This window comes from Microbacterium sp. T3-8, assembly GCF_055398145.1.
The window spans coordinates 181,118-206,310 of sequence record NZ_AP027918.1 but is presented as its reverse complement, the minus strand read 5'-3'; the positions used below and the strand labels follow the sequence as shown (position 1 = coordinate 206,310).

Here is a 25,193-nt window from a genome sequence, read left to right as displayed (position 1 = left end):
ATGAGGATCGCCGTCGCCGGAGGCACCGGAACCGTCGGACGCCACGTCAGCCGCACCGCCCGCGAGGCCGGGCACGATGTCGTCGTGCTCGCGCGCGCGAGCGGGGCGAACGTGCTCACCGGTGAGGGGGTGACCGAGGCGCTCGCCGGAGTGGATGCCGTCATCGACGTCACCAGCATCATGACGCTGTCGGGGAAGAAGGCGCGGGACTTCTTCTCGACCGGCACGCGCACCCTGCTCGCGGCTGGGGCGCAGGTCGGGGTGACGCACCACGTGGCGCTCTCGATCGTGGGGATCGACGGCATCGACACCGCGTACTACGCGGCGAAGCTCGCCCAGGAACGGGCGGTCGCGGCGGGCACGATCCCGCACACCATCGTGCGCGCCGCGCAGTTCCACGAGTTCGCGGGGCAGGTGCTCGCGCAGATCGCCGGGCCCTTCGCGGTCGCGCCGCGCACGCTCATGCGCCCCGTGGCCGCCCGCGAGGTCGCCGCTCACGTGGTGCGGGTGGTCGAGGCAGGGCCGGTGGGGCGCGCGCAGGATCTCGTGGGTCCGCGCGATGAGACGCTCGTCGACGTCGCCCGACGGCAGCTCGCCTTCGACGGCATCCGTCGGCGGGTGCTCGACGTGAAGCTGCCCGGCGCCTACGGTCGCGGGCTGGCTTCCGGCGCGCTGCGCGGCGGGCCCGACGCGCTGCAGGGCGCGATCACGTTCGACGAATGGCTGCGCAGCCCGGATCACGCGCGCGGCTGAGGTCGGGAGGGCCTCTCTGGAGCGCACGCGCAGAATGTGCTCAGATGGAGGCATGAGCACCGTCGATCCCGATGCGGCCCGCCGCGCGCGAGCCGCTCGAGTTCCGACCATCAAGGATCTCTTCGTCCCCGGCATCCTCGCCTTCGCCGGCGCGGGCGGTCTGATGACGTGCGTGCTCATGATGGCGCGTGAGCCCGCGGCCGACGAGGTGTCGGCGCACACCGGGTGGCTGCTGGTGGCGATGATGGGTACCCTGATCGGCGGTCTCGCGGCGATCGTCGGTCTGATCTTCTGGGTACGGCTCTCGGTCAAGAACCTCCGTCTCCCGGGGTGGGCTGCGCCGATCGCGCTCGTGACCGCGGGCGCGGGAGTCGGTTGCCTGCTGAACGCCGGACCGATCGTTCTCGGCGTCTCCCTCCTCGGGGTGGGCGCGCTGTTCGCCGTGCTGGCCGTCGTGGGTCTGCGTCGTCGTACGACGCAGGCGAGTATCGAGGAGGAGATCGTGCGCGGCTCCGATCCGGTCGACGGAACGGTGACGAATCAGGGGTACACGCACTTCGGTGAGTCGACGCGCATCCTCACCGCTGTCACCTACTCCTTCGTCGACGGACAGGGCACGCAGCGCTTCGTTCGTCGCGGCGCGGTCATCGACGTCGCCGATCCGCTCGTCGAGGGCGAATCCGTCGACGTCTGGTTCGACCGGATGAACCCCGCCGACGAGAAGCGCATCGTCGTTCGCCGTCGGCGCGGCTGAGCCGGCCGGCATCCGCCCGACTCAGGCGGTGAGCGTCGGGAACGTCCAGCTCCCGTCGAGCACCTCGGCGCGCGGGCGGTACAGGCGCACGAGGTAGTTCCACCCCTCGGGCGTCGGGATGACGTTCGGCGTGCCCGTGGGCCAGTCGCCGAAGTGCACCGTCACCGATCCGTCGGGGTTCTTCTCGGCGGTGATGTCGTTCACCGTGTAGGCGTCCGCCGCGTTCGGTTCGAAGAAGCCCTCGGCGTTGTAGACCGAGATCGACCAGAAGCCGTCGACCGGCACGTCGCCGACCGTCAGCTCGTAGGTGCCGAGGGGAAGGCGTGGGTTCGCTCCGAAATACGTCGCCTCGCTCGTCGGGAGTCCGCCCCATCCCGCGGCCGTGCCGAGCAGGTGGCGCACCGGGTCGACCTCGTCGACGCGCCCGAAGGTGCGCTCGAAGCCGGTCATCCGCCCCGCCAACGTGAGCAGTGCCGACCGGGTCTCGTCGAACGAGGCCGTGTCGTAGTCGGGCATCTCGAACGGCACGGCCGAGGCGCTCCGCAGCTCGATCGCATCCTGCAGGGCGACGACGGCCGCCACGTCGGCGGGGTCGGCCGGATCGACGACAATGCGGATCGCGAGGGCGACGTAGGGGGAGTCGAACTCCTCCACCGAGAGCTCGTGCTCACCGGGGGAGTGGAAGACGCGGTTGACGTAGTGGTCGGCGTTCACGACCATCGCCGAGAGGTAGCGGTCGCCGGCATCCGGCAGCGTGAACGAGGCGCCCTGCGAGATGTCGACGATGGCGAAGCTGTAGAGGGTGTCGCGGTTGAGGCGGATGACGGTCTGCTTGTCGATCGCGGCCGGTTCGCGGTTGTGCGAGAACGTGTTGATGCCGCCCGCATCGCGCTGCAGGTCGGCGAACATGCGGTCGTTCTCGGCGCGGACGAAGTTGTCGGCATTCACCAGGGTGCTCACACGCCCGATTGTGGCAGAGCGGCTCCGCGACGGGAACCCTCGTCGGCGAATGTCAGGCGTGCACGTCGGCGGGGGATTCCTCGCCCTCGTGGAAGTTCGGCTTCTTGCCGAAGACCTTCGCGATCCCGAGCACGATCCCGACGATGATGAGTCCGGCGGCGAGGCCGGCGATCGCCGAGAAGAGGGTGTCGCCGATCCAGACGATGACGGCGCCCGCAGGTTCGAGGATGTGCTCGATCCCGTGCAGGATGTCGGCGCCGAAGTGCACTCCGACCTCGCCGAGGTTGACCAGCAGCAGGTGCCCGCCGACCCAGAGCATGGCGACCGTGCCGAGGATGCTGATGAAGCGGAACACTCCGGGCATCGATCGCACGATGCGCATGCCGGTGTGGCGCACGCGCTTCTCGCGGCTCTTCGCCATCTTGAGACCGATGTCGTCGATCTTCACCAGCAGCGCGACCGCGCCGTAGACGACGCCGGTCATGATGAGCGCGATCACGGCCAGGATCGCGAGGGTGGTCCAGATGTCGAGGCCCGCCTCGAGGTTCGACAGCGAGATGAGCATGATCTCGGTCGAAAGGATCAGGTCGGTGCGCACGGCGCCCCACACGAGCTTGTTCTCGTTGCGGGCGCCCTCGTCGGCGTGGCCGTGCTGCACCCCGAACCACTCGAGCACCTTCTCGGCGCCCTCGAAGCAGAGGTACGCGCCGCCGAGGATCAGCAGGTACGGCAGCACGAACGGTGCGAAGGCGGTGAGCAGCAGCGCGACCGGGATGATGATGACGAACTTGTTCGCCAGCGACCCGACGGCGATCTTCGCGACGACCGGCAGCTCGCGCGCGGGCGTGATGCCCTGCACGTACTGCGGCGTGACGGCGGCGTCGTCAATCACGACGCCCGCGGCCTTGGCCGAAGCCTTCATCGCCGCGCTCAGGATGTCGTCGACGACGGCGAGCAGACCAACCGACATGTGCGTCCCCCAGGGTGTGTGTGCAGACGAGACACTCTATCGAGTCGGCGCGGCGCGGGAGTGCGACGCGGGAGTGCGCCGCCGCAGCGCGGGACGGCCGCGCGCCCTCAGCCGCCGAAGAGGTCGCCGAGCCCGTCGTAGCGCCACCCGTGCGGGGCGGCGTCGTCGGGGGTGAAGATCGCGATGAACTCGTTGTTCTGGGTGCGCTCCCAGAACGTCAGGCCGAGGCGCCCCTCGTACAGCGTCACGATCGCCAGGTCGGCGTCGTACTCGGGCATCATCCGACGGAGGGAATCGAGCCGATCCAGCGCATTCGTGAGCACCGGCAGCACGTCGCTCTCGAGCGATGCGGACGATGTCGCGTACGCCTGGATCCCGAGTTCATCGTCGGTGCCTCGCAGAAGGTCGCACTCGAACTCGATGAGTCCGGTGTCGGTCGTCGCTCCCGCGACGGGCGGGTGGCGGCGGAGATCGGCGGCGTAATCCACGGGATCAGCCTAGAGGCGGGCCGATCGGCCCCCGTTCAGCCGAACGTCGGCCCGTTGTCGACGAACACCCCGATGCGGTCGCCGTCGAGCACGAACTGCACGCCACGCGCCTCGGGGAACCGGGCGCGGAGCGTTTCGGGCGCTTCGCTCCGCAGGGGGACCTCGATGGTCGCGGGGAACGCACCCGCGCTGCATCCGTTGTAGATGGGGCCGTTGACTCCCCACGACGTGGAGTCGAAGGAGTCGACCGCGGGCACCTCCTCGGTCGCGACGGCGATGATGCAGACATCCGTGACACCGCTCCCGCCGACCCCGAAACCGCCCTCGGCGTGGAACAGCGTGAGGCCATAGAAGTCGTAGACGGGGGTGTCCTCCGCGGCGCCGAAGAACCCCTGCGGCACCGCGGTCGCCGAGGTCGGATGCAGGGTCGTCGTCTGCGGCACACCCGACGATGCCGACACCGGTGCAACCCCGGTGAGCGCGTAGGTCACGCCGGCAGCCACGGCGGCCGAAGCGATCACCGAGAGCGCCCAGAGTACGCGTCGCCGACGAGGAACGGATGCCGTCGCCCCGACGCGAGCGTCATCGTCGGGTTCGTCGCCGGGGTGCCACCACTCGGGCTCGCCGTCGTCGGCGGTGGGGGCACCGGAGCGGGCGGCGACCGCCGGTGCCGCGTCGGTGGGGAGCTGCTCGGCGGGGGCGGCATCCGGTTCTTCCGCGCCGACCGGCGGTCCTGCGGGAGCCGTCGCGGCGCTCTGCTCGGCACGTCGGGCCGCTTCGAGTTCGCGCAGACGTCGCATCGCGGCGCGGTCGTTCGTGATGTCGGCCCTCGGGCCGTAGGCGCGGGCGCGGAGTTCGCGCAGTTCGGCATCGTTGGCGGCATCCATCCTCGGAATCGTCTCATGTCCGCGTGCTCGCGTGACGAAGAAAAACTCACAGCCCGCTCTCAGCCCTGCGGGACCAAAACGGGTCGCTCGCTGGTTGTGATCAGAGACGTCGCAGCCAGCGGCGTCGGACAAAGGAGACACAGACCATGTCGAACGACTTCCGCAAGACGCCCGAGGCCGTCAGCGACCTCACGCACCTGCAGTACGAGGTCACGCAGGAGGATGCCACCGAGCCGCCCTTCCGCAACGCCTACTGGAACAACCACGACGCCGGCATCTATGTCGACGTCGTCTCGGGCCAGCCCCTGTTCAGCTCCACCGACAAGTTCGACAGCGGCACGGGATGGCCGAGTTTCACGAAGCCCATCGAGGCGGATGCCGTGACCACCCGCACCGACCGCTCGCTGTTCATGAAGCGCACCGAGGCGCGATCCAGCGGGGCAGACAGCCACCTCGGGCACGTCTTCGACGACGGCCCGCGCGACGCCGGAGGCCTGCGCTACTGCATGAATTCCGCGGCCCTGCGTTTCATCCCCGCCGACCAGCTCGTCGAAGAGGGGTACGGTCGCTACAGCGGCCTCTTCTCCGCCGACGGCACCGGCACCACCACCCACGACTCCGAGGAGCAGTCATGACCGATGACACCGGAACCATCACCCGCACCCCCGGCACCGAGACGGCGGTTCTCGCCGGCGGTTGTTTCTGGGGCATGGAAGACCTGATCCGCCGCCAGCCCGGCGTGCTCGACACCCGGGTCGGTTACACGGGCGGCCAGAACGACCACGCCACCTACCGCAACCACCCCGGTCACGCCGAGGCGGTCGAGATCGTGTTCGACCCGACCAAGACGACCTATCGCGACATCCTGGCGTTCTTCTTCCAGATCCACGACCCGTCGACGCGTGACCGTCAGGGCAACGACATCGGGTCGAGCTACCGCTCGGCCATCTTCCCGCTGAGCCCCGAGCAGCAGCAGGTCGCCCGCGACACCATCGCCGACGTCGATGCCTCGGGCCTCTGGCCGGGCAAGGCCGTCACCACGATCGAGGCCGAGGGCCCGTTCTGGGAGGCCGAGCCCGAGCACCAGGACTACCTGATCAAGTACCCGAACGGCTACACCTGCCACTTCCCGCGTGCGGGATGGGTGCTGCCGAAGCGCGCCGAGACCGCGGTCTGAGTCTCTGCCCGGCCCGTCGTCTCTCGGAGGCGGCGGGCCTTTCGCATGCGTGGGGCGCGGGGGCGCGGGGCGCGCGGTTGGGCGGAGTTCTCCGCGTTGGGCGGACGAACTGTCCCGGAATTTCCGCCCAACGCCGAGATCTCCGCCCGACGCGGTGCCCGACGGCGTGAAAGGCTGGGCTCTCGACCGCTGAGGAGACTCCCGTATGGACGCCAACCCGCTCATCCCCACCGCCTACGACGTGATCCTCTTCGCGCTGTGGGTTGGGGCGATGGTCTACACGGTGGTCGCTCTCGTCTCCGCCGTGCGCGATCGCCGAGTCGTCGGCATCCGCTTCCTGCTGTGGTTCCTGGTCATCGCACTGGTGCCGGTCATCGGCCCGACCGCCTGGTTCGTGCGGCGCTCGCGCGAGGGCGAACAGTCGCGGGGCGCAGCCGCCGACTGACGCACGCTCCACAGGAGATCTCGCGCAATGCAGGAGCGGATGCCGAAACCGGTCCTGCAGAGCGTGTGATCTCCTCCGCTGCGCGCGGCCGGATCGGCCCTCAGCCGGAAGCGACCATCCACGCGCCGACGATGGATCCCGCGGCCGACAGCCCCACGGTGCAGAGGACGATGAGCGCGATGAGACGTGCGTGTTCGCGGAGCGCCAGCGACAACACGATTCCGGCTGCAATCGCGCCCACTCCGACGATCAGGTGCGCAACGGTGAGGGCGGACACGATCTGCGGGCTGGATCCGGGCTCACCCCAGCCGCTGAACGCGATCAACCACAGGGCGACGATCGAGGCCCCGAAGCCGAACACCGTCAGCATCCACGTCAGGAAGACGCTCAGGAAGACGTCGCTCCGTGAGCCGCGCTCTGTCTTCGTGGTCGCGCCGTCAGGGTACCCGGCGCATCACGTCCACAGGAGATCTCGCGCAATGCAGGAGCGGATGCCGAAACCGGTCCTGCAGAGCGTGTGATCTCCTCCGCTGCGCGCGTCCGGCAGCTCCAGCCCTCAACCCTGCAGGAACTCCACCGCGGCGCTCTTGAACGCCGACGAGCCCGGGGCGTTGAAGTGGTTGCGGTCGGGGATCTCGAAGAAGCGGGCGTCGGGGGCGGCCGATGCCAGGGCGCGCGAGCCCTCAATGATCGCGTCCTTCGACCCCGTCGCGAAGAGGATCGGGCGGGTGGGGGCATCCGCCGGGTCGGGGTCGATCGACCCGGACGCCCGCATGCCCTCGGCCAGCGCGACGAGCGCGCGCAGGTCGTTGCCGGGCACTCGTTCGGTCAGGGCGATGTAGTTCTGGGTCGTCGGGTCGGCGACTGGCGTTCCGTCGGCGATGTACGCGCGCACCTGGTCGAGGTCGAGACGGGCGAGGGGGATGCCGTCGGGCACCCCGCCGAGCACGGCACGGCCGATGCGGTGCGGTAGCTCCTTCACGACCTCCCAGCCCACCCGCGCGCCCAATGAGTATCCGACGTACACGGCGTCGTCGACGAGGTACGCGTCCATCACGGCTTCGACGTCGGTGACGAGGGTGCGGATGCTGTAGTCCTCGGCCTGGTGAGGCTTCTCACTGAGTCCGTGCCCGCGCTGGTCGAGGGCGAGCACGCGGTACCCGGCCTTGGTGAGCTCGCGCACCCAGCCGGTGAGGACCCAGTTGTCACGGGCGTTCGAGGCGAACCCGTGCACGATCACGACGACCGGGGCGTCGAGTTCTCCCCAGGTGTACGTCGCGAGGCGAGTGCCGTCAGCGGCGTAGACCTGCTGGGGTTCGGGCATGCGGGTGAGGTCGGAGAGAGGGACAGCCACGGCATCCATTCTGCTCTGCGGCGGGGCGTGCATGCGCGTCGAGACCCACCGGGAACGTCGAGACCCACCGCCCCCGACGTGCGGGGCGATGGGTCTCGACGGCGGTGGTAGGTCTCGACGCGAATCCGTCAGTGACCCGACTCACCTCAGACGCGGCTACGCAGGGCCTCTCCGAGCGCGGCGTCGACGTTCGTCCAGTACTGGAAGAAGCGCTCGCGGATGCCGTCCACCGTGATCGACTTGCCCTGACCGGTCAGGGTCTCGAGGAAGCGTGCGCGCTGCACGTCGTCGAAGACCTCGCGGTACAGCGTGCCCGCCTGACCGAAGTCGTCGTCGTCGCTGTGCAGGGTCGCCGCCGAGCGGATCAGCTCGCCGTCGGACTCCCAGCTCGCCTCGACACCCGCCTGCGGGTCGGCCTCGGGGCCGCCGGCCGCACCGTAGGAGTTCGGGGTGTAGACGCGGTGCTCGGCGGGGTTGAACCGATACTGCATGTTGCCCTCGTGCATGTAGTTGCGGGTCTCTGCGGCATGCGGCTGGTTGACCGGCAGCTGGTTGTAGTTCGTGCCGACGCGGTGACGCTGCGCGTCGGGGTACGCGAAGACGCGCGCCATGAGCATCTTGTCGGGCGAGATGCCGGTACCGGGCACCTGGTTGCCGGGCGAGAACGCCGCCTGCTCGATCTGCGCGAAGAAGTTCTCCGGGTTGCGGTTCAGGGTGAACGTGCCCACCTTGATGCGCGGGTAGTCCTTCTTCGACCAGGTCTTCGTGAGGTCGAACGGGTTGAAGCGGTACGCCTTGGCCTCGTCGTACGGCATGATCTGCACGTAGACGTCCCACTCCGGGAAGTCGCCCGCGGCGATCGAGTCGAACAGGTCGCGGCGGTAGAAGTCGGCATCCGATCCGGCCAGGCGCTCGGCCTCGTCGGCGCCCATCGCCTCGACGCCCTGCTTCGACAGGAAGTGGTACTGCACCCAGAAGCGCTCGCCCGCGGCGTTGACCCACTGGTAGGTGTGCGATCCGTAGCCGTTCATGTGGCGCCAGCTGCGCGGCAGGCCACGATCGCCCATGAGGTAGGTGACCTGGTGCGAGGTCTCGGGCGAGAGGGTCCAGAAGTCCCACTGCATGTCGGCATCGCGCAGACCCGAATCGCCGAGGCGCTTCTGCGAGTGGATGAAGTCGGGGAACTTCATCGCGTCGCGGATGAAGAAGGTGGGGGTGTTGTTGCCGACGATGTCGAGGTTGCCGTCGGTCGTGTAGAAGCGCAGGGAGAAGCCGCGCACGTCGCGCCAGGTGTCGGGGGAGCCCTGCTCGCCGGCGACCGAGGAGAAGCGCAGCAGCGTCTCGCTGGTGGCGCCCGGCTGGAAGACGGCCGCGCGGGTGTAGGCCGAGACGTCTTCGGTGACGACGAACTCGCCGAAAGCGCCGCCGCCCTTGGCGTGCGGGTTGCGCTCCGGCACCCGCTCGCGGTTGAAGGAGGCGAGCTTCTCGACGAGGTAGCGGTCGTGCAGGACGGTGGGGCCGTCGGCTCCGACGGTGAGCGAGTGCGCGTCGCTCGCGACCGGGGTGCCGGTCTGGGTGGTGGTGGCGGGTTTCGTCATGGTGTTCTCCTTCTGCGCGCGGGTACGGCGAACAGCCCTTCTCCGCGGGTGGCGGGTCGGTGGCGGATGCGTCGGACTACTGCGCGGCGTTCTGGCAGCTGGGGCACAGGCCCCAGAAGGTGACTTCTGCTGTCTGGACGGTGAATCCCCCCGAAGACGACGGGGTGAGGCACGGCGCTTCGCCGACGACGCAGTCCACATCGCCGACGGCCCCGCAGGATGTGCAGACGATGTGGTGATGGTTGTCGCCGATGCGCCGTTCGTAGAGCGCTGCGGAGCCTGCCGGTTCGATCCGGCGGACGAGGCCCGCCGTCGTCAGGTCCGCGAGGATGTTGTGCACCGACTGGATCGACGTGGTCGGCAGCACCTCCGAGATCGCCCGGTAGAGGCGTTCGGCATCCGTATGGGCCATGGAGTCCAGCGCCTCGAGAACGGCGACGCGGCCCGCAGTCGCCCTCAGTCCGGCGCCGCGAAGCGCCTGATCGAGTGTGGTCTCCATGTCTCCGACCCTACCCGCTCTTTTTAGTGATTCAAAAGTACGGCGTGTCGGCCCGCGTGTCGCCCGATCGCGTGCGTCAGAGGTGCGGCGTGCGTCAGAGGTGGCGGATGCTGTGCCGAAGGCGCGTGCGGATGTCGAACAGCTCGTTGCCACCGATCACCCGCGTACCCGGCAGGCCCTGGCGCAGGAGAGTGGGCAGGATGCTGCGGCGCACGACGAAGACGGGCAGACCGCGGATGCTCCCGAGAGGCGTCGAGGGCATCGACAGGTCGTCGTCGGGCAGCACCACGATCGCGCCGCTGAAGGTCACGCGGGCCGCCCGGGCGACGGAGCGGATCTGTGCGAGCAGGTCGGTCACGGGGGCGCGGTGCCCGAGGCTGGGGCCCGTGATCTCGCCGCGGCGGAAACCCACGACGCCGCCGAAGTCGGCCGACATCACCCCGTACAGGCCCGACGGTCCGAGGATCACGTGGTCGAGGCGGTGCTCGGCATCCGCGTCGTCGCCGGCGCTCGCGGGCCTGGTCGCGATCCCGTGCCAGAGCGTGAAGCCCATGCCCAGCCCCGCCACCGCGTGGGCGGTGCCCTCTTCGGCCAGGGCGTCGGCGAGCAGGCGGCGCAGGGCGCGGGGTGCGGCGCGCACGAGGCTCGGGGCGTACGGGTCGGGGATGCTCTCGCCCGCCCACTCCTCGAGCAATGCCACGTAGCGGGCACGGCGCCAGGCGCCGGCCTCGCCGGAGGTCTTCGGGCGCGGGCGTGTGTCGGTGCGGGCGGGCTCGGGCGCGCGCCACTCGTCTCCGCCGCTGCGCGTGCGGTCGTAGCTCGCGCGGCCCGCGGGGGTGCCGATGAGTTCCCACGCCCGCTGCACCCGGATGAACACCGCCGCATCGCCGCCCGTGTCGGGATGCGCCTCGCGCAGGCGGGCGCGATACGCGCGGCGCAGTTCGTCGTCGTCGGTGCCCGGCGTCACCCCGAGGACCTCGTACGCCGAGGCCGAGAGCGGGCTGTCGAACATCCCCTCAGAATATCCGCGTGGGTGGGGGACGCTTCGACAGGCTCAGCGACCCAGTTGTGCGGAGTGGGTCCCTGAGCCTGTCGAAGGGCCCGCCCCGAGAAACGCCCTCACTCCGGAACGTCGACCACCCGCTCGACACCGACCACGGGCACGACGTCCCCGCCGGATGCCGCGGCCACGGCATCCGTCAGGTGCGCGATCTCGAGCGCCGGCGCCCAGACCTCGAGCGTGGCCGCCGCGCCGTACGCGGGCTCGCCGAGCGTGGCGCCGTGGTGGCCGGCCCAGTCGCGCAGCAGGTTGTCGAAGCGCCCGGCGTCGGCGTGCGCGACCTCGATCCGCACCTGGGTGAGGGCCTCGCGCCGCACCAGCCGGGCGAGGTCGAGCGCCTCCGAGGTCGCGGTCGAGTAGGCCCGTACGAGCCCGCCGGCGCCGAGTTTCACGCCGCCGAAGTAGCGGGTGACGACGGCGACGACATCGGTCAGCTCGCGGCGGCGCAGCACCTCGAGCATCGGGATCCCCGCGGTGCCCGACGGTTCTCCGTCGTCCGACGAGCGGGCCTGATCGCCGAGCAGACCGGTCACCATCGCGGTGCAGTTGTGCGCGGCATCCCACGCCCTCTTGCGGATGCCGGCGATCACCGCCTCGGCCTCCTCGACCGACCCGACCGGCGCGATGTGCGTGAGGAACCGCGACTTCTTGATGGCGAGCTCGTGGTCGACGGCACCCGCGATCGTCGCCGGATACCTGCTCATCCGCCCACCCTATCCACGGATTCGCGTGCACTTCACCGAATCGATTCGATAGACTCTTTCCCGCGACACGGAGCAGTGCCGCCATCCCCGCATCCGTACTCCAGCCCTGCGAGTCCTCCCTCATGGCAACCTCCCTCACGACGGGCCGTCCGTGGCGCGTCATCCTCGCCTTCTCGATCCCCCTGCTGCTCGGCAACGTCGTGCAGCAGCTCTACCAGTTCGCCGACGCGATCGTCGTCGGGCGGCACCTCGGCGTGACCTCGCTCGCCGCGGTCGGTGCGACCGGACCCCTGCTGTTCCTGCTGCTCGGCTTCGCGTGGGGACTGACGAGCGGATTCGCGATCCCGATCGCCCAGGCGTTCGGTGCGCGGGACAACGCGGCCGTCCGTCGCTCGGTCGCGACCGGCGTGCTGCTCAGCGGCGCGACGAGCGTGATCCTCACGGCGTGCGCGCCGTTGATCGCCGGCCCCCTGCTCGCCCTCCTGCAGACGCCGACCGAGCTCATGCCCGAGGCGACGACGTTCACGCAGATCAGCTTCCTCGGCGCGAGCGCCACGATGTTCTTCAACTACCTGTCGGCGATCATCCGCGCGATCGGCGACTCGCGCACCCCGCTCGTCTTCCTCACCATCTCCTGCGCGCTCAACGTCGGACTCGTCGTGCTCATGGTCGGCCCGCTCGAGTGGGGTGTCGGCGGAGCGGCCCTCGCCACCGTCATCGCCCAGGCCATCTCGGTCGCCCTGTGCCTAGAGTTCGTGCGTCGTCGCCTGCCGATGCTGCACCTGCGTCGCAGCGACTGGCGCGTCACCCGCGCCGACATCGCCGAGCACCTGCGCCTCGGCCTGCCGATGGGCTTCCAGGCCTCGATCATCGCGATCGGCACGCTGACCGTGCAGGTCGCGTTGAACACGCTGGGATCGGATGCCGTCGCCGCCTACACCACCGCCTCGCGCGTCGACGGTCTCGCCGTCGCCCTGCTCTCGTCACTGGGGCTGGCGACCTCGATGTACGCGGCGCAGAACCACGGCGGACGCCGCCCCGACCGCATCCGCCGCGGGGTCAAGGAGGCGACGTGGATGGCGATCGCCGCGGGCCTCGTGCTCGGCGGACTGCTCGTCGCCTTCGGTGCGCCGATGGTGCGCCTGTTCGTCGGCGAGGGGTCGGACGAGGTCGTCGATCTCGCGCACCTCATGCTCATCATCAACGGTGCGGGCTACTGGGCGCTCGGCATCCTGTTCGTGCTGCGCGGCGCGCTGCAGGGGCTCGGCCACACGCTCGTTCCGACGGTCACCGGCGTGATCGAGCTGGTCATGCGCGTCGTCGCGGCGGTCGCACTCGGCGCGGTCATCGGGTTCGCGGGCGTCGCGTTGAGCAACCCGCTCGCCTGGGTCGGCGCGATCGTGCTGCTGGTGCCCGCGTACGTGAAGGCGCATCGCGCGCTCGCGAAACTGCCCGTCGCGCCCGCCGAGGCGACCGAGACCTCGGCGATGGCGATCGTCGGCCCGACCGACGGATCGATGGTGGTCGACGCGGTCGTCACCCAGCCGATCCCCGTCGTGCGCAAGCGCGGCCTGCGTCGGCTGACCCTGCGCCCGTCGCGCCGCAGGGCGCGCCGCTGAGGCATCCGGACCCCACGCGAATCGAACGCCGAAACCGCGTCAGAAATGAGCACTTCGGTCGTCTAGTAGAAGAAGGGTTCCGATCGCTGTCCTCCGAAAGGATGACAAAGATCATGCGTGAGACGGATGGGGATCCGCGTACGCTTTTCTACTGTGGAGAGTGCGGAGATTCCGCAGACCGGGGGGTCATCATGACGACAGCTGCCATTGCCAGGGACCTGGCCGGATTTCTGGTTCCGATCGGATGGATCGGCGCGGCGATCGCCGTCGTCTGCGCGATCGTGGCGGGGGCCGCGATCGCTCGCGGTGCCGGTGGGCTCAGCGGCGGGGCGGTCGGGGTGTGGATTCCCGCGGCGCTCCTGAGCTCCACGGCATCGTTCGCCCACCAGTGGCTGCCCCTGATCATCTCGGGAGCGGCCCTGGGGGCGATGCTCGTGCTCGGCGGCATCGTGCGCGCGATCATCAGCGCCGCCGACAACGGGCGCATGACGCGCAGCGCGGCACGAGCGGCAGCGGTGGTCGAGGCGGCGCAGCCCGCGCCGGCCACGACCACGATCCGGGTTCCGGCGCGCACGCCGAGTACGGCGACCGGCGCGATCGCCGTCGTGCGCTGAGTCCCGTTCGCCGAGTTCCGGCAGTTCACCGGTCTCAGCGGTAGTCGCGCTCCCAGTGCTGCCCGGCCGAATCTCCGGCCTCGACGCGCGCGGCCTCGCGGGCCCGCAGTTCGACGCGGCGGATCTTGCCCGAGATCGTCTTGGGCAGCTCGTCCACGAACTCGATGACCCGCACCCAGAGGTGCGACGACAGACGTTCGTTCGCGTAGGCGAAGATCGAGCGGGCGGCCTCGCCGTCGGCGGCGGTATCCGCCGTCAGGCAAACGTACGCCTTCGGCACCGACAGGCGCGTCGGGTCGGGGCTGGGCACGACCGCCGCCTCGATCACGAGGTCGTGCTCGAGCAGCACCGACTCGAGTTCGAACGGCGAGATCTTGTAGTCGGATGCCTTGAACACGTCGTCGGCGCGCCCGATGTAGGTGAGATACCCCTCATCGTCGCGCACCGCGATGTCGCCGGTGTGGTGGTAGCCGCCGACGCGGGACTCCGCGGTCTTCTCGGGGTCGTCGTAGTACCCGGCCATGAGCCCCAGCGGCGGCTGCGACAGGTCGAGCGCGATCTCGCCCTCGCTCGCCCCGTCGACGATCTCGCCGGTCACCGGGTCGAGCAGCACCACCGGGTACCCGGGCAGCGGCCGTCCCATCGAGCCGACCTTCACGGGCTGCCCGGGGGAGTTGCCCACGCAGCAGGTCATCTCGGTCTGCCCGAAGCCGTCGCGGATGGTTCCACCCCACGCGTCGCGCACGCGGTCGATGACCTCGGGGTTGAGCGGTTCTCCGGCGCCGACGAGCTCGCGCGGCGGGTGGGTGAGGCGGGCGAGGTCGGCCTGGATGAGCATCCGCCACACGGTCGGCGGCGCGCAGAACGTGCTCACGTGGTGGGTGTCCATGACCTGCATGAGGGTGTTCGCATCGAAGCGCGCGTAGTTGTAGACGAACACGGTCGCCTCGGCGAGGAACGGCGAGTAGAAGCTCGACCACGCGTGCTTCGCCCAGCCGGGCGACGAGATGTTGAGGTGCACGTCGTCGGGGCGCACGCCCAGCCACCACATGGTCGACAGGTGCCCGATCGGGTACGAGACGTGGGTGTGCTGCACGAGCTTCGGACGGTTGGTAGTGCCCGAGGTGAAGTACAGCAGCGAGGTGTCGGTGGCGGGCGTCGGGCCGTCGGGCTCGAAGACGGTCGGGGCATCCGCCGAATCGGCGAATCGCTCCCAACCCGCCGGGATGCCGTCGCCGATGCCGATGCGCAGGATGCCGTCGTCGATGTCTGCGAGACGGTCGCCGAGGGTGCCGAGCGTGACGACCGCGCGGGCGCGGCCGTGATCGATCCGGTAGGCGAGGTCGGATGCCGACAGCAGCGTCGAGGTCGGGATCGACACCGCGCCGATCTTGGTGATCGCGAGCATCACCTCCCACAGCTCGATCGTGTTGCCGAGCATCACGATCAGGTGGTCGCCGCGACGGATGCCGAGACCGGTCAGCCATGCGGCGACCTGGTCGGACCGGCGGGAGAGTTCGCCGTAGGTCCACGACCGCAGCGAGAGGTCGGCCTCGACGATCTGCACCGCGGGGCGGTCGGGTGTCTCGCCGGCGACGACGTCGAACCACTCGAGCGCGAAGTTGAACTCGTCGACCTGCGGCCACGAGAACCCCGCGCGGGCGGCGTCGTAGTCGGTCGCGTTCGCGAACAGGAAGTCGCGCATCTCGCGGATGGTCTGCGTGGCGGCGGTGGCACTGCGGGTCATGCGTTCCATCCTCGCGCAGGTGCGTCGGTCCCGTCGCGCGAATGGCTGATTCCGGAACGAGCCGATGCCGCCGCTAGCGCGCGAGCAGCCCGGCGCCGTCGCGCAGTTCGAACACGAGCTGGGTCTCGGTGCCGCGCACGACCGGGTGCACGGTGATGTGCTCGAGCACGATGTCGCGCAGCGCCGTCGCGTCCTCGACGGCGACGTGCACGAGAAAGTCGTCGACCCCGGCGACGTGGAAGACCTGGAGCACGCGCGGCACGCTCGCGAGCGCGTCGAACAGGGCGGTGACGGTGGGGCCGGTGTGGTTGGCGAGGCGCACCTTGATGATCGCCTGCAACGGATAGCCGACGGATGCCTCGTCGAGGCGGATCCGCGTATCGCGGATGATCCCGCGCTCGCGCAGCGCCCGCACGCGGTGCGCGCAGGTGGACTCGGCGAGGTTCAGGCGGTGGGCGAGCGCCTTGTTCGTGATGTCGGCCTCGCGGGTGAGCACGGCGAGCAACGCGAGGTCGGTCTCGTCGAGCGGCGATCCTGGGGGTTTGGGCAACGTCGGGTCCTCCTCGGCATCCGTTCTTGCTCAGAATAGCGATATCAGTTTGATCGGCGGCGGATGCTGTCGATTCTCACCGTCCACGCCGCGATACGCGCAACATGGAGGGATGACCGCCCCGCTGCATCCCGACACCGTCGCCGTCCACAGCGGCCGCTCCGACCTCGCGGATCTCGGAGTGCACGCGCTGCCGATCGACCTGTCGACCACGAACCCACTGCCCGACGTCGAGCGCGGCGGCGACTCCTACGAGGCGATGGCGACCGGTGGGCGCCCGCCCGCCGACGGCAGCCTCGTCTACGCGCGCCTGTGGAACCCGACCGTCGCCCGCTTCGAAGAGGCGCTCGCCGAGATGGAGCACGCCGAGGCGTCCGTCGCCTTCGGGTCGGGCATGGCGGCGATGACCGCCGTGATCCTCGCGCACACCAATGCGGTCGGCAAGCGCCACGTCGTCGCGGTGCGCCCGCTCTACGGCGGCACCGACCATCTGCTCGGCTCGGGGCTGCTCGGCGCCGAGGTCACCTACTGCCATCCGCACGAGGTGGCGGGCAGCATCCGTCCCGACACCGGCCTCGTGGTGCTCGAGACACCCGCCAATCCCACGCTCGACATCGCCGACATCGCCGAGGTCGTGGGGCAGGCGGGCGAGGTGCCGGTCGTCGTCGACAACACGTTCGCGACACCGATCCTGCAGAACCCGATCGATCTCGGTGCGGCGATGTCGCTGCACAGCGCGACCAAGTACCTGGGAGGGCACGGCGATGTGATCGCCGGAGTCGTGGCCTGCGCCGAGGAGACCGCCGAAGCGCTGCGACGCGTACGCGCCGTGACGGGTGGCCTGCTCCACCCGCTCGGCGCGTACCTGCTGCACCGCGGACTCGCGACCCTGCCCGTGCGCATGCAGCGTCAGCAGGAGAACGCCCGCCGCATCGTGTCGTGGCTGCTCGACCGGCCCGAGATCGCCGAGGTCTTCTACCCCGGGCTCGACGGCGACCCGCACGGCATCCTCGACCGTCAGATGCGCGGCACAGGGGCGATGATCGCGATGCGGATGCAGGGCGGGTACGCCGCGGCATCCGCTGTCGCCTCGGGCACCACGCTCTTCACCCACGCGGTCTCGCTCGGCGGTGTCGACTCGCTCATCCAGCACCCCGCCGCGCTCACGCACCGACCGGTGCCGGCCGAAGCGCGCCCCGCCGCCGACGTGCTGCGCCTGTCGATCGGACTCGAGGATGTCGACGACCTGATCGCCGACCTCGCGACCGCGTTCGCCGGGCTCGCGCCCGCCGCTCAGAGCTTGGGCAGGATGACCGTTCCGGTCGAGAGCCGCTCGGTGGGCATCCGGTCGCGGTTGTAGGTGATGTCGCGGTAGCCGTGCGGGGTCGGGTTGCCGTCCTCGTCGAGGCTCACGAACACGATCTTCTCGATCGTGAGGATGCGCTTGCGCGTGATCATGTTGCGCGCGACGGCCCGCATCGTCAGCGAGGTGCGGCCGAAGTGCGTGGCCGTCAGACCGATCTCGATCAGGTCGCCCTGCACGGCGGAGGCCTCGAAGTTGATCTCCGAGATCAGCTTCGTCACCGCGCGGTAGTTGCCGAGCTGCACGATCGCGTAGATCGCGGCCTCCTCATCGATCCACTTCAGCAGGCTCCCGCCGAACAGAGACCCGTTGGCATTGAGGTCTTCCGGGCGCACCCACTTGCGGGTGCGGAAGTTGATGCCGTCCTCGGACCACGAGTTCTCTTCATGCTTGGCCATGCCTCCAGCCTAGGAACCGCGTGAGTCGGCGGTGTTACGCGCCGTGAAGGGGCCCTCTGCCCAGGGCGGATCGGCCGAGGGCAGATTCCGGCGTGCGCGAGGGGCGACCGGCGGATGCTGGGGGCATGAGCGAAGAGAACCCCCTCCCGCAGTTCGGGCCCGAGGCCCGACGCGCCCTGTTCCACGAACGCGTCCTGGTGCTCGACGGCGCCCTCGACGACGACAACGGTACGCTGCTGATGACGCAGCTGCTCACCCTCTCGGCCGAGGATGCTGCGACCGACATCGCCCTCTGGATCCACTCGCCCGGCGGCTCCGTGCCGTCGATGCTCGCGATCCGCGACATCATGCGGCTCATCCCCAACGACGTCTCGACCCTCGCGCTCGGGCTGGCGTGCAGCGCCGGGCAGTTCCTGCTCTCGGCGGGCGCCGCGGGCAAGCGTCGGGCGCTGCCGCACGCGCGCATCCTCATGCATCAGGGCTCGGCGGGGATCGGCGGATCGGCGGGCGAGATCGAGACGCAGGCCGACGACCTCCGCCACATGCGCGACACGGTGCTCGGACTCATCTCCGACGACACCGGGCAGACCCGTGAGCGCATCTTCGAGGACTCGCTGCACGACCGCTGGTACACGGCCGAGCAGGCGCGCGACTACGGCTTCATCGACGAGATCGTGTCGTCTCTCTCCGACGTGATGCCCCGGCGACGTGCGCGGGTCGGGCTGGGGGCGGGCGCATGAGCGGCTACACGATCCCGAACGTGATCGCGCAGCATCCGCGGGGCGAGCGCGTCATGGACGTGTACTCGCACCTGCTCGCCGAGCGCGTCATCTACCTCGGCACCGGCATCGACGCGGGCGTTGCGAACGCGCTGATCGCCCAGCTGCTGCACCTCGACGCCGACAGCCCCGAGAGCGCGATCCAGTTCTACATCAACAGCGAGGGCGGCGATCCGGGGGCGGCGCTCGCGATCTACGACACCATGCAGCACATCCGCCCGAGCATCGCGACGACGTGCGTGGGACAGGCGATCGGACCCGCCGCCCTGCTCGTCGCCGCCGGAGCACCGGGGGAGCGGGCCGCACTCGCGCACGCCCGACTGGTGCTGCACCAGCCGGCGGGGCAGTCGCGCGGGGCGATCCCCGACCTGATCCTCGCGGCCGACGAGGTCGTGCGGGTGCGCTCCGACATGGAGGAGATCCTCGCCCGGCACAGCGGCCGCACGGCCCGGGAGCTGCGTGCCGACACCGACCGCGACCGCGTGTTCACGGCATCCGCCGCCCAGGCCTACGGACTGATCGACACCGTGCTGGGGGAGCGGGGGTAGAGGCGCGGGGCGGGCCCTTCGACAGGCTCAGGGACCCAGGCTTGTTGGGCCACCACCCTGGGTCGCTGAGCCTGTCGAAGCGCCCCAGCCCCCGCGAAGGGTCAGGCAGCGAGGGCGAAGACCGATGCACGGGCGGATGCCGGCACCGACGCCGCGCGCAGCTCATCGGCCACCGCGCTGGTGAGCTCGACGAGGCTGGTGTCGAGTGCGCCGGCGATCGCCGCGATCATCTCGCTCGACGGCTCCTTGCGCCCGCGCTCGACCTCCGAGAGGTACTGGGGCGAGACGCCCGCGGTGTCGGCGGTCTCGGTGAGGGTCTCGCCGCGCTCGTGCCGGCGTCGGCGCAACTGCTCGCCGAGGAGGTGGCGCCACAGCGGCTCGGGGTCGCTCGGGCGGGGCGTGCGCGGGAAGGGGACGATGTCGGCCATGCCTCACGGTACGACGCACGGTTCGGCGGCATCGTTTCTGCTCAGAGCAGAACCCGAGCAGAACGCCTACAGCGCCGCCGTCACCCCGGGCAGCAGCTTCGTGAGGATGCCGGCGAGCTGACCGCGTTCCTCGTCGGTGAGCGGGTCGAGCACGAGTTCGCGGATCTGCTCGACGTGCACCGGCGCCGCCTCGCGCAACAGGTCGCGCCCGGCCGGGGTGAGGGCTGCGGAGAGCGTGCGCTTGTCGGCGCCGCACGAGGTGCGTTCCACCCAGCCGCGCTCCTCGAGGGAGTCGATCGCGTGGCTCAGGCGCGACCGGCTGAGCCCCGCGATGCGGGCGAGCTCGGTCATGGTGGTCGCCCCGCCGTCGATCTGCCCGGCGAGCATGATGAGGATCGCGTACCGCGCGTGGTTGAGCCCGACCTCGTCCTTCAGCGCGCGATCGAGCACCTGTGGCAGCAGCTGCACGAAGCGGATGACCGGCAGCCACGTCTGCATCTCGGCGTCATCGAGCCGGCGCGGGTGCCGCACGGCATCCGTCTGTCCGTCGATCCGCGCGTCCATGCTCACGCCGCCGAGAGGTCGATGGTGTGCGCGGTGTGGTCGCGCTTGGCCTCGAGGTAGCGGGTGTTCGCCTCCGAGAGGTGCACTCCGGTGGGCACGTGCTCGGTCACTCGGATGCCGAGGGCCTCGAGCTGGCGCGCCTTGTCGGGGTTGTTGCTGAGCAGGCGGATGCCGTCGACGCCGACCGCCGCGAGCATCTGAGCGGCGACGGTGTAGTCGCGCTCGTCCTCACCGCGACCGAGGGCGACGTTCGCCTCGTAGGTGTCGAGGCCGGAGTCCTGCAGCGCGTAGGCGTCGAGCTTGGCGTAGAGGCCGATGCCGCGACCCTCCTGGCGGAGGTACAGAAGGAAGCCGCCCTCGTCGGCGATGCGTTCGACGGCCTCGCGCAGCTGGGGGCCGCAGTCGCAGCGCTGCGAACCGAAGACGTCTCCGGTGAGGCACTCGCTGTGCGGGCGCACGAGGGGGGCGGGTCCGCCGTCGGCTGCACGGTCGAGCGCCGCGCGCCAGTCGCCGAGGCCGAGGAGCAGGTGCTCGCGTCCGTCGACGAGGCCGTCGAAGGTGACGACGTCGGCGGTGGTGGAGTACCCGTCGGCGAAGGCCATCGGTACGCGCACGCGGGTCCGCTCGGAGGCGAGGGGAACCACCGTTGAACTTTCAATCATGTGGGGTAGAACGCGGCACGGCCGGGTCTATTCCCGGGGCTCCTCGGGTGACGGTGCCCGGTCCCGCCGCCGCACGAACTTCAGCTCGCTCGCGAGGGTGCCGAGCACCACGAGTCCGCCACCGACCAGGGCGAGGGCGGGCAGGCGCTCGCCGGCGATGCGCCCGATCACGCCCGCCCAGACCGGCTCGCCCGCGTAGATGATCGTCGCGCGCGTGGGGGAGACCGACTTCTGCGCCCAGTTCATCGTGAGCTGGATGAGGCAACTCGCCGCGCCCAGCCCGATCGCGCACACGACCCACACCCACGAGAACGCAGGGAACCCCTCGCCGACCAGCGGCATCGTCAGCAGTCCGAGCACGCCCGCCGTGAGCAGCTGCACGATCGTGATGCGTCCGAGGTCGATGCGCCCGGCGAACACGCTGATGAGGATGATCTCGGCCGCGATCGGCAGAGTGCTGATCATCGTGGCGATCTCGCCGGCGCCGAGGGTGAGGGAGAACGCGTCGGGTCCGGCGATCAGCACGAGCCCGACGAACGCGAGCGCCGCCCCGACGAACGCCATCGCGGGCGGGCGTTTGCGGAACACGGCCCACTGCGCGAGCGGCACCAGCGGCACGTACATCGCGGTGATGAAGGCGGAGGTGCTGGAGTCGATCGTCTGCAGTCCGACGGTCTGCAAGCCGTAGCCGAGATGGATCATGACGCCGATCGCGACACCGGCGCCGATGTCCCGCCAGCGGATGCCGCGCAGCACGCGGTGGAAGATGACGACGCTGATGAGTCCCGCCACGAGGAAGCGCAGCCCCACGAAGAACCAGGGACCCGAGTGCTGCATCGCCCAGTGCACGAGCAGGAAGGTGCTGCCCCAGACCGCGGTGATCGCGATGAGGGCGGCCTCCTGCGGGCGGAAGCGCATCCAGCGCAGACGAGTGGGCATCGCGGGGCCCTTTCTCGACGGCTGCCTCATCGAGGATAGCGCCGTGCGGGATGCCGGAAGATCACGAAGAATGTCGGCTCCGAGCGGATGCATCGAACGCGTCGGTAGCCTCGCTGCATGAGCAACTTCGTGAGCCCCGACGAACTGAGCGACCTGCGAGAGCAGGGTGCCCCCGTGCGCGTGATCGACGTGCGCTGGCGGCTCGACCGTCCGGACGGCCACGCGGAGTATCTCGAGGGCCACATCCCCGGTGCCGTCTACGTGCCGCTCGACTCCGAGCTCGCGACGCACGGCGAGGCCTCCGAGGGCCGCCACCCGCTGCCGTCGACCGAGACCCTGCAGCGGGCGGTGCGCCGATGGGGTGTGCACGACGGCGATCTGGTCGTCGCCTACGACGATGCGAAGGGCCTCGCCGCTGCGCGGGCGTGGTGGCTGCTGCGCCAGGCGGGCGTCGACGTGCACGTGCTCGAGGGCGGCATCCGCGGATGGATCGCCGCCGGTCACGATGTCGACACGGCCGATGAGTCGCCCGAGGAGGGCACCGCGGTGCTCCGCGAGATCGGCGACGACGCCCTGTCGATCGACGAGGCGGCGGCGTTCCCGGCATCCGGGGTGCTGCTCGACGTGCGCGCTCCCGAGCGCTACCGCGGTGAGACCGAGCCCCTCGACCCGATCGCCGGGCACATCCCCGGCGCCGTCAACCTGCCCACGATGCTGCACCTCGACGCCGACGGACGCATCCTCGACGTCGCGACCGTGCGCGCGAACCTGGCCACCGTCGGCATCGCCGAGGGCACCCGCGTCGCGGCGTACTGCGGCTCGGGCGTCACCGCCGCGCACACGGCGCTCGTGCTCGACGAGGTCGGCATCGAGGCGAAGGTCTTCCCCGGTTCGTGGAGCCAGTGGTCGAACACGCCGGGGCGTCCGATCGCGACGGGCGATCAGCCCGGCTGACCCGACGGATCCGATTCGGGTTCGCGCTCGCCGAAGCCCCAGCGCAGCAGCAGTGCGCCCGGCCCGAACGCGCGGCGCACCTGGTGGATCGATGTGCCCGACTCCAGCGTCACCGGCGTCGCCGTCTGGCTCTGCGGAGTGTCGACCTGCTCCTCGAACCAGTCGGGCAGCGCCTCGGGGTGGAACCTCGTCCACACCAGCAGTTCGCGGCACTGGCGGGCGACCGCGTGCCCGGTCTCGAGCTGCGGCGGGTACCCCGGCGGATACGACACCGACCACTCGACCATCGCCGTGTTCGGCGCCGTGAGCGGTGCGTCGAGCTCGAACAGCACGCCGTGCACCTCGCCGCTGGGGTGCGAGTAGCGGTTCGCGATGCGACCCCCGAAGTCGGCGGCGAATTCCGGCGCCGGAGTGGGGATGCCGGGGGTGAGCTCGAGGAACGGGATCGCCGTGATGGTGCCGATCGTCGACTGCACGATGCTGCGCGTGCGGCTCTGCACGACGTGACCCTCGATCCCGACGTCCGTCACCGAGTGCGTCGTCAGCTCGCGCGAGGTGTCGGGGTACTCCGCACCGAGCGCCGCGAAGGCCTCCTTCACGGCTTCTTCGATGGCGTGCTCGTCGATCGGGAAGAGGTTCGGTCCGAGCGGCCCCGTTCGCGACGACCGCAGCAGCCCGGTCAGCGCACCGCGGTCGAGGTGCAGCAGCTCCTCGATATCGGCGACCGCGGCCAGCGACTGTGCGCCCTCCGGATGCCGCGCCCCCGAGCGCCAGTAGCTCAACGTCGCCATCGACACCTGGTTGCCACGGGCGCGCAGACGCTCCTGCACCCACGACAGCGTCACGCGGCGCGCGTTGATCGCATCCCTGAACGCGGCGGGGAAGCCGGGCCCGTTCGAGGGCTTCAGAAAATCTTCACTCTCCATCACAGACCCCCTCCGGTATGTGAAGAACTGCTGTTTAGAGTGAGCTTACGACCGCACGAGGCCACCCCTGGGGACCTGGGTGACGAAGTGGGGTCGACGTGATCGTCTCGACGCAGGCAGGGTGCCCGACCTTGCGGAGGATGATCGGGCGCAGCGATGCCCCCGTGCTGCGTACTCGTGGGGCCCGATGATCGATCTGGGGAGATCCATCGGGCCCCGCGAACAGCCCCGTCCTTCCGCCCCGGCGCCCCCGCGTAGACTGGGAGCACAACCCCGGAGGACTCTGGATCTTCATGTCTGCCCCTTCCCGCACCTTCACCGTGCGCAACGTGCAACTGCTGCGCGCGCTGTTCGCCGCCGTCGCCGCCCTCATGATCACGTTCTCGTCCGATCACTCCGCGTCGGTGGGTCTCTCGGTCTTCAGCGGCTTCGCGATCGCGACGGCCCTCGTGATGCTGCTGTCGGTGTGGTTGGTGTTCCCCGCGGGGTCGCGGTGGCCCGCCGTCGTGATCGGCCTGCTCAGCGTCGCGGCCGGCATGGCGACCGGCATCCCCGTGTGGCGCACGAATGACGTCTTCTTCATCGTCGTCGGCGCCTGGGCGCTCGCGACGGGTCTGACCGAACTGCTCGCCGGCATCCGTGCTCGCCGTATCGGCACGGACCCGACGGCTCGTGACTCCATCATCATCGGGTCGTTCGGCATCCTGCTCGCCGTGCTGCTCTGGGTGATCCCTGCCGGCTTCACCCACGACTACACGATCAAGGAAGCGGGCACCTTCGAGCTGACCGGCATCATCCTCGGGGTCGGGATGCTCGGCGGCTACGCCGCGCTCGTCGCCGTCTTCCTCGGCATCGCCGGACTCACGCCCCAGAAGGCGGATGCCGTCGCCCCGGCATCCGTTCCCGCCGAGAGCGGAGACGCCCGATGAGCGAAGAGAAGCCCACCCGCCGCGACATCCTGCGGCCGCTGCACCTGCTGGGCATCGCCCTCGCGTGCGGTGTGTTCGCGATGATCGTGACGCTCGTCTCGACCGGTGCCTTCACGGCCCGCGTGAACACCGCGATCGCGAACGGCAGCTACGAGGGCCTCACCCCGGTGATGCTGGGACTGGTCGTCGGCGGCGGTGCGTTCATCGTGACGCTGCTCATGCTGGCGATGCTGATCCTGGCCGTCGACCCGGCCGACGTCACGAAGACGGTCGACCGTCCTGTGCTCTACGACCCCGAGTCCGACGACGGCGCTGCCGCGGGCGACGCCCGCACCGACCGCACGGAATAGTCCTGCCGGCGGCGTGCCCGCCTGGCGCGTGTCATAAATCAGGAAAACCGTGGCCGCCGAGTGGGGTCACCCGCGGAATCCCGCGGACCCGCCGATCGCAGTCGATCGATCTTCCTGAATTGGTGCACGCGCGTGCCCGAGCCGAACGCAGAAACGCACCCCGCCCGATGGGCA

At 70.1% G+C, this 25,193-nt stretch carries 31 protein-coding genes; 13 read left to right on the top strand and 18 right to left on the bottom strand.

Features of this window, described 5'->3' with window-relative positions; all coding sequences use genetic code 11:
• On the top strand, nucleotides 1-753 hold the full coding sequence (locus ACZ5Y9_RS01000; protein WP_464472013.1) for an SDR family oxidoreductase: 753 nt from the start codon (nucleotides 1-3) through the stop codon (nucleotides 751-753).
• A 52-nt stretch (nucleotides 754-805) separates the two neighbouring features.
• A complete protein-coding gene (locus tag ACZ5Y9_RS00995; RefSeq protein WP_464472012.1) occupies nucleotides 806-1,507 on the top strand; it encodes a hypothetical protein in 702 nt (233 codons plus the stop codon).
• Between the two features lie 21 nt (nucleotides 1,508-1,528).
• Here ACZ5Y9_RS00995 and ACZ5Y9_RS00990 read toward each other — a convergent pair whose 3' ends face one another.
• The 4 genes from ACZ5Y9_RS00990 to ACZ5Y9_RS00975 all read right to left on the bottom strand — a co-directional run bounded on the left by ACZ5Y9_RS00990 (nucleotide 1,529) and on the right by ACZ5Y9_RS00975 (nucleotide 4,812).
• Nucleotides 1,529-2,467: a DUF1214 domain-containing protein gene (locus tag ACZ5Y9_RS00990; RefSeq protein ID WP_464472011.1), complete on the bottom strand. Its 939-nt coding sequence runs from the start codon at nucleotides 2,465-2,467 to the stop codon at nucleotides 1,529-1,531.
• A gap of 52 nt (nucleotides 2,468-2,519) precedes the next feature.
• Nucleotides 2,520-3,437 carry a DUF808 domain-containing protein gene (locus ACZ5Y9_RS00985; protein ID WP_336641482.1) on the bottom strand — a complete coding sequence of 306 codons (918 nt, stop codon included), beginning with the start codon at nucleotides 3,435-3,437 and terminating at the stop codon, nucleotides 2,520-2,522.
• A 107-nt stretch (nucleotides 3,438-3,544) separates the two neighbouring features.
• Nucleotides 3,545-3,925, bottom strand: a complete 381-nt coding sequence (locus ACZ5Y9_RS00980) for a hypothetical protein (protein WP_247624155.1) — start codon at nucleotides 3,923-3,925, stop codon at nucleotides 3,545-3,547.
• A gap of 35 nt (nucleotides 3,926-3,960) precedes the next feature.
• Complete coding sequence (locus ACZ5Y9_RS00975) at nucleotides 3,961-4,812, bottom strand: hypothetical protein (protein ID WP_464472010.1); 852 nt, start codon at nucleotides 4,810-4,812, stop codon at nucleotides 3,961-3,963.
• A gap of 146 nt (nucleotides 4,813-4,958) precedes the next feature.
• Here ACZ5Y9_RS00975 and msrB point away from each other — a divergent pair, with 146 nt between their 5' ends.
• From msrB to ACZ5Y9_RS00960, 3 genes are all read left to right on the top strand, one after another.
• Entirely contained in the window at nucleotides 4,959-5,447 is a 489-nt protein-coding gene (gene msrB / locus ACZ5Y9_RS00970; protein WP_247624157.1) for a peptide-methionine (R)-S-oxide reductase MsrB, read from the top strand.
• Entirely contained in the window at nucleotides 5,444-5,989 is a 546-nt protein-coding gene (msrA, locus tag ACZ5Y9_RS00965; protein ID WP_247624158.1) for a peptide-methionine (S)-S-oxide reductase MsrA, read from the top strand. Before msrB ends, msrA begins: the two co-directional genes overlap by 4 nt.
• Nucleotides 5,990-6,194: 205 nt before the next feature.
• Nucleotides 6,195-6,434 carry a hypothetical protein gene (locus ACZ5Y9_RS00960; protein WP_464472009.1) on the top strand — a complete coding sequence of 80 codons (240 nt, stop codon included), beginning with the start codon at nucleotides 6,195-6,197 and terminating at the stop codon, nucleotides 6,432-6,434.
• A 100-nt stretch (nucleotides 6,435-6,534) separates the two neighbouring features.
• On the opposite strand, the gene ACZ5Y9_RS00955 is transcribed toward ACZ5Y9_RS00960, so the two are convergent.
• From ACZ5Y9_RS00955 to ACZ5Y9_RS00930, 6 genes are all read right to left on the bottom strand, one after another.
• Nucleotides 6,535-6,804 (bottom strand): hypothetical protein, encoded by a 270-nt coding sequence (locus ACZ5Y9_RS00955; RefSeq protein WP_464472008.1) that lies wholly within the window; start codon nucleotides 6,802-6,804, stop codon nucleotides 6,535-6,537.
• Nucleotides 6,805-6,990: 186 nt separating this feature from the next.
• A complete protein-coding gene (locus tag ACZ5Y9_RS00950) occupies nucleotides 6,991-7,797 on the bottom strand; it encodes an alpha/beta fold hydrolase (protein WP_281731544.1) in 807 nt (268 codons plus the stop codon).
• A gap of 137 nt (nucleotides 7,798-7,934) precedes the next feature.
• Nucleotides 7,935-9,386 carry a catalase gene (locus ACZ5Y9_RS00945; RefSeq protein ID WP_247624169.1) on the bottom strand — a complete coding sequence of 484 codons (1,452 nt, stop codon included), beginning with the start codon at nucleotides 9,384-9,386 and terminating at the stop codon, nucleotides 7,935-7,937.
• Between the two features lie 76 nt (nucleotides 9,387-9,462).
• Entirely contained in the window at nucleotides 9,463-9,885 is a 423-nt protein-coding gene (locus ACZ5Y9_RS00940; RefSeq protein WP_247624170.1) for a Fur family transcriptional regulator, read from the bottom strand.
• Between the two features lie 94 nt (nucleotides 9,886-9,979).
• Nucleotides 9,980-10,897 (bottom strand): J domain-containing protein, encoded by a 918-nt coding sequence (locus tag ACZ5Y9_RS00935; protein WP_464472007.1) that lies wholly within the window; start codon nucleotides 10,895-10,897, stop codon nucleotides 9,980-9,982.
• A 107-nt stretch (nucleotides 10,898-11,004) separates the two neighbouring features.
• A complete protein-coding gene (locus ACZ5Y9_RS00930) occupies nucleotides 11,005-11,649 on the bottom strand; it encodes an IMPACT family protein (protein ID WP_247624172.1) in 645 nt (214 codons plus the stop codon).
• Between the two features lie 122 nt (nucleotides 11,650-11,771).
• On the opposite strand from ACZ5Y9_RS00930, the gene ACZ5Y9_RS00925 reads away from it, so the two are divergent.
• Both ACZ5Y9_RS00925 and ACZ5Y9_RS00920 read left to right on the top strand, forming a co-directional pair.
• Nucleotides 11,772-13,268 carry an MATE family efflux transporter gene (locus tag ACZ5Y9_RS00925; protein ID WP_464472006.1) on the top strand — a complete coding sequence of 499 codons (1,497 nt, stop codon included), beginning with the start codon at nucleotides 11,772-11,774 and terminating at the stop codon, nucleotides 13,266-13,268.
• 191 nt (nucleotides 13,269-13,459) lie between these two features.
• The gene (locus ACZ5Y9_RS00920; protein WP_464472005.1) at nucleotides 13,460-13,882 is read left to right on the top strand and encodes a hypothetical protein; all 423 of its coding nucleotides are present in this window, start codon (nucleotides 13,460-13,462) and stop codon (nucleotides 13,880-13,882) included.
• 34 nt (nucleotides 13,883-13,916) lie between these two features.
• Here ACZ5Y9_RS00920 and ACZ5Y9_RS00915 read toward each other — a convergent pair whose 3' ends face one another.
• Both ACZ5Y9_RS00915 and ACZ5Y9_RS00910 read right to left on the bottom strand, forming a co-directional pair.
• Nucleotides 13,917-15,629, bottom strand: a complete 1,713-nt coding sequence (locus ACZ5Y9_RS00915; protein ID WP_464472004.1) for an AMP-binding protein — start codon at nucleotides 15,627-15,629, stop codon at nucleotides 13,917-13,919.
• 73 nt (nucleotides 15,630-15,702) lie between these two features.
• Nucleotides 15,703-16,179: an Lrp/AsnC family transcriptional regulator gene (locus tag ACZ5Y9_RS00910; RefSeq protein WP_247633524.1), complete on the bottom strand. Its 477-nt coding sequence runs from the start codon at nucleotides 16,177-16,179 to the stop codon at nucleotides 15,703-15,705.
• Nucleotides 16,180-16,291: 112 nt separating this feature from the next.
• Between ACZ5Y9_RS00910 and ACZ5Y9_RS00905 the strand changes: the two genes are divergently transcribed.
• Nucleotides 16,292-17,539, top strand: coding sequence for a trans-sulfuration enzyme family protein (locus ACZ5Y9_RS00905; protein ID WP_464472003.1), 1,248 nt, complete (start codon nucleotides 16,292-16,294; stop codon nucleotides 17,537-17,539).
• Here the strand turns inward: ACZ5Y9_RS00905 and ACZ5Y9_RS00900 are convergent.
• Nucleotides 17,473-17,940, bottom strand: a complete 468-nt coding sequence (locus ACZ5Y9_RS00900; protein WP_247624180.1) for an acyl-CoA thioesterase — start codon at nucleotides 17,938-17,940, stop codon at nucleotides 17,473-17,475. The genes ACZ5Y9_RS00905 and ACZ5Y9_RS00900 overlap by 67 nt on opposite strands.
• A 125-nt stretch (nucleotides 17,941-18,065) precedes the next feature.
• Here ACZ5Y9_RS00900 and ACZ5Y9_RS00895 point away from each other — a divergent pair, with 125 nt between their 5' ends.
• Together ACZ5Y9_RS00895 and ACZ5Y9_RS00890 are read left to right on the top strand one after the other, a co-directional pair.
• A complete protein-coding gene (locus ACZ5Y9_RS00895; protein ID WP_404597094.1) occupies nucleotides 18,066-18,680 on the top strand; it encodes a ClpP family protease in 615 nt (204 codons plus the stop codon).
• Nucleotides 18,677-19,267 (top strand): ClpP family protease, encoded by a 591-nt coding sequence (locus tag ACZ5Y9_RS00890; RefSeq protein ID WP_247957173.1) that lies wholly within the window; start codon nucleotides 18,677-18,679, stop codon nucleotides 19,265-19,267. The genes ACZ5Y9_RS00895 and ACZ5Y9_RS00890 overlap by 4 nt, the downstream gene beginning before the upstream one ends.
• 101 nt (nucleotides 19,268-19,368) lie before the next feature.
• Here ACZ5Y9_RS00890 and ACZ5Y9_RS00885 read toward each other — a convergent pair whose 3' ends face one another.
• The 4 genes from ACZ5Y9_RS00885 to ACZ5Y9_RS00870 form a co-directional block, all read right to left on the bottom strand.
• A complete protein-coding gene (locus ACZ5Y9_RS00885) occupies nucleotides 19,369-19,695 on the bottom strand; it encodes a helix-turn-helix domain-containing protein (protein ID WP_464472002.1) in 327 nt (108 codons plus the stop codon).
• A gap of 66 nt (nucleotides 19,696-19,761) precedes the next feature.
• Nucleotides 19,762-20,259, bottom strand: coding sequence for a MarR family winged helix-turn-helix transcriptional regulator (locus tag ACZ5Y9_RS00880; protein ID WP_247957171.1), 498 nt, complete (start codon nucleotides 20,257-20,259; stop codon nucleotides 19,762-19,764).
• A gap of 2 nt (nucleotides 20,260-20,261) precedes the next feature.
• Complete coding sequence (locus tag ACZ5Y9_RS00875; protein WP_247624185.1) at nucleotides 20,262-20,921, bottom strand: GTP cyclohydrolase II; 660 nt, start codon at nucleotides 20,919-20,921, stop codon at nucleotides 20,262-20,264.
• 27 nt (nucleotides 20,922-20,948) lie between these two features.
• Nucleotides 20,949-21,860, bottom strand: coding sequence for a DMT family transporter (locus ACZ5Y9_RS00870; RefSeq protein WP_464472001.1), 912 nt, complete (start codon nucleotides 21,858-21,860; stop codon nucleotides 20,949-20,951).
• 117 nt (nucleotides 21,861-21,977) lie between these two features.
• Between ACZ5Y9_RS00870 and ACZ5Y9_RS00865 the strand changes: the two genes are divergently transcribed.
• Nucleotides 21,978-22,814 carry a sulfurtransferase gene (locus ACZ5Y9_RS00865; RefSeq protein WP_464472000.1) on the top strand — a complete coding sequence of 279 codons (837 nt, stop codon included), beginning with the start codon at nucleotides 21,978-21,980 and terminating at the stop codon, nucleotides 22,812-22,814.
• Here the strand turns inward: ACZ5Y9_RS00865 and ACZ5Y9_RS00860 are convergent.
• Nucleotides 22,802-23,740 carry a hypothetical protein gene (locus tag ACZ5Y9_RS00860; RefSeq protein WP_404597100.1) on the bottom strand — a complete coding sequence of 313 codons (939 nt, stop codon included), beginning with the start codon at nucleotides 23,738-23,740 and terminating at the stop codon, nucleotides 22,802-22,804. The two genes, ACZ5Y9_RS00865 and ACZ5Y9_RS00860, sit on opposite strands and share 13 nt — an antisense overlap.
• A 293-nt stretch (nucleotides 23,741-24,033) precedes the next feature.
• Here ACZ5Y9_RS00860 and ACZ5Y9_RS00855 point away from each other — a divergent pair, with 293 nt between their 5' ends.
• Nucleotides 24,034-24,669 (top strand): acyl-CoA synthetase, encoded by a 636-nt coding sequence (locus ACZ5Y9_RS00855; protein WP_464471999.1) that lies wholly within the window; start codon nucleotides 24,034-24,036, stop codon nucleotides 24,667-24,669.
• Nucleotides 24,666-25,019, top strand: a complete 354-nt coding sequence (locus tag ACZ5Y9_RS00850; protein WP_464471998.1) for a hypothetical protein — start codon at nucleotides 24,666-24,668, stop codon at nucleotides 25,017-25,019. Before ACZ5Y9_RS00855 ends, ACZ5Y9_RS00850 begins: the two co-directional genes overlap by 4 nt.
• The last annotated feature ends 174 nt before the right edge of the window (nucleotides 25,020-25,193 follow it).

Excerpts from the sequence above, each read along its gene's own strand:
- ACZ5Y9_RS01000 (WP_464472013.1), top strand. The coding sequence starts at position 1 with ATGAGGATCGCCGTCGCCGGAGGCACCGGAACCGTCGGACGCCACGTC.
- ACZ5Y9_RS00995 (WP_464472012.1), top strand. The coding sequence starts at position 806 with ATGAGCACCGTCGATCCCGATGCGGCCCGCCGCGCGCGAGCCGCTCGA.
- ACZ5Y9_RS00985 (WP_336641482.1), bottom strand. The coding sequence starts at position 3,437 with ATGTCGGTTGGTCTGCTCGCCGTCGTCGACGACATCCTGAGCGCGGCG.
- ACZ5Y9_RS00975 (WP_464472010.1), bottom strand. The coding sequence starts at position 4,812 with ATGGATGCCGCCAACGATGCCGAACTGCGCGAACTCCGCGCCCGCGCC.
- msrB (WP_247624157.1), top strand. The coding sequence starts at position 4,959 with ATGTCGAACGACTTCCGCAAGACGCCCGAGGCCGTCAGCGACCTCACG.
- msrA (WP_247624158.1), top strand. The coding sequence starts at position 5,444 with ATGACCGATGACACCGGAACCATCACCCGCACCCCCGGCACCGAGACG.
- ACZ5Y9_RS00960 (WP_464472009.1), top strand. The coding sequence starts at position 6,195 with ATGGACGCCAACCCGCTCATCCCCACCGCCTACGACGTGATCCTCTTC.
- ACZ5Y9_RS00955 (WP_464472008.1), bottom strand. The coding sequence starts at position 6,804 with ATGCTGACGGTGTTCGGCTTCGGGGCCTCGATCGTCGCCCTGTGGTTG.
- ACZ5Y9_RS00950 (WP_281731544.1), bottom strand. The coding sequence starts at position 7,797 with ATGGATGCCGTGGCTGTCCCTCTCTCCGACCTCACCCGCATGCCCGAA.
- ACZ5Y9_RS00945 (WP_247624169.1), bottom strand. The coding sequence starts at position 9,386 with ATGACGAAACCCGCCACCACCACCCAGACCGGCACCCCGGTCGCGAGC.
- ACZ5Y9_RS00940 (WP_247624170.1), bottom strand. The coding sequence starts at position 9,885 with ATGGAGACCACACTCGATCAGGCGCTTCGCGGCGCCGGACTGAGGGCG.
- ACZ5Y9_RS00935 (WP_464472007.1), bottom strand. The coding sequence starts at position 10,897 with ATGTTCGACAGCCCGCTCTCGGCCTCGGCGTACGAGGTCCTCGGGGTG.
- ACZ5Y9_RS00930 (WP_247624172.1), bottom strand. The coding sequence starts at position 11,649 with ATGAGCAGGTATCCGGCGACGATCGCGGGTGCCGTCGACCACGAGCTC.
- ACZ5Y9_RS00925 (WP_464472006.1), top strand. The coding sequence starts at position 11,772 with ATGGCAACCTCCCTCACGACGGGCCGTCCGTGGCGCGTCATCCTCGCC.
- ACZ5Y9_RS00920 (WP_464472005.1), top strand. The coding sequence starts at position 13,460 with ATGACGACAGCTGCCATTGCCAGGGACCTGGCCGGATTTCTGGTTCCG.
- ACZ5Y9_RS00915 (WP_464472004.1), bottom strand. The coding sequence starts at position 15,629 with ATGACCCGCAGTGCCACCGCCGCCACGCAGACCATCCGCGAGATGCGC.
- ACZ5Y9_RS00905 (WP_464472003.1), top strand. The coding sequence starts at position 16,292 with ATGACCGCCCCGCTGCATCCCGACACCGTCGCCGTCCACAGCGGCCGC.
- ACZ5Y9_RS00900 (WP_247624180.1), bottom strand. The coding sequence starts at position 17,940 with ATGGCCAAGCATGAAGAGAACTCGTGGTCCGAGGACGGCATCAACTTC.
- ACZ5Y9_RS00895 (WP_404597094.1), top strand. The coding sequence starts at position 18,066 with ATGAGCGAAGAGAACCCCCTCCCGCAGTTCGGGCCCGAGGCCCGACGC.
- ACZ5Y9_RS00890 (WP_247957173.1), top strand. The coding sequence starts at position 18,677 with ATGAGCGGCTACACGATCCCGAACGTGATCGCGCAGCATCCGCGGGGC.
- ACZ5Y9_RS00885 (WP_464472002.1), bottom strand. The coding sequence starts at position 19,695 with ATGGCCGACATCGTCCCCTTCCCGCGCACGCCCCGCCCGAGCGACCCC.
- ACZ5Y9_RS00880 (WP_247957171.1), bottom strand. The coding sequence starts at position 20,259 with ATGGACGCGCGGATCGACGGACAGACGGATGCCGTGCGGCACCCGCGC.
- ACZ5Y9_RS00875 (WP_247624185.1), bottom strand. The coding sequence starts at position 20,921 with ATGATTGAAAGTTCAACGGTGGTTCCCCTCGCCTCCGAGCGGACCCGC.
- ACZ5Y9_RS00870 (WP_464472001.1), bottom strand. The coding sequence starts at position 21,860 with ATGCCCACTCGTCTGCGCTGGATGCGCTTCCGCCCGCAGGAGGCCGCC.
- ACZ5Y9_RS00865 (WP_464472000.1), top strand. The coding sequence starts at position 21,978 with ATGAGCAACTTCGTGAGCCCCGACGAACTGAGCGACCTGCGAGAGCAG.
- ACZ5Y9_RS00860 (WP_404597100.1), bottom strand. The coding sequence starts at position 23,740 with ATGGAGAGTGAAGATTTTCTGAAGCCCTCGAACGGGCCCGGCTTCCCC.
- ACZ5Y9_RS00855 (WP_464471999.1), top strand. The coding sequence starts at position 24,034 with ATGTCTGCCCCTTCCCGCACCTTCACCGTGCGCAACGTGCAACTGCTG.
- ACZ5Y9_RS00850 (WP_464471998.1), top strand. The coding sequence starts at position 24,666 with ATGAGCGAAGAGAAGCCCACCCGCCGCGACATCCTGCGGCCGCTGCAC.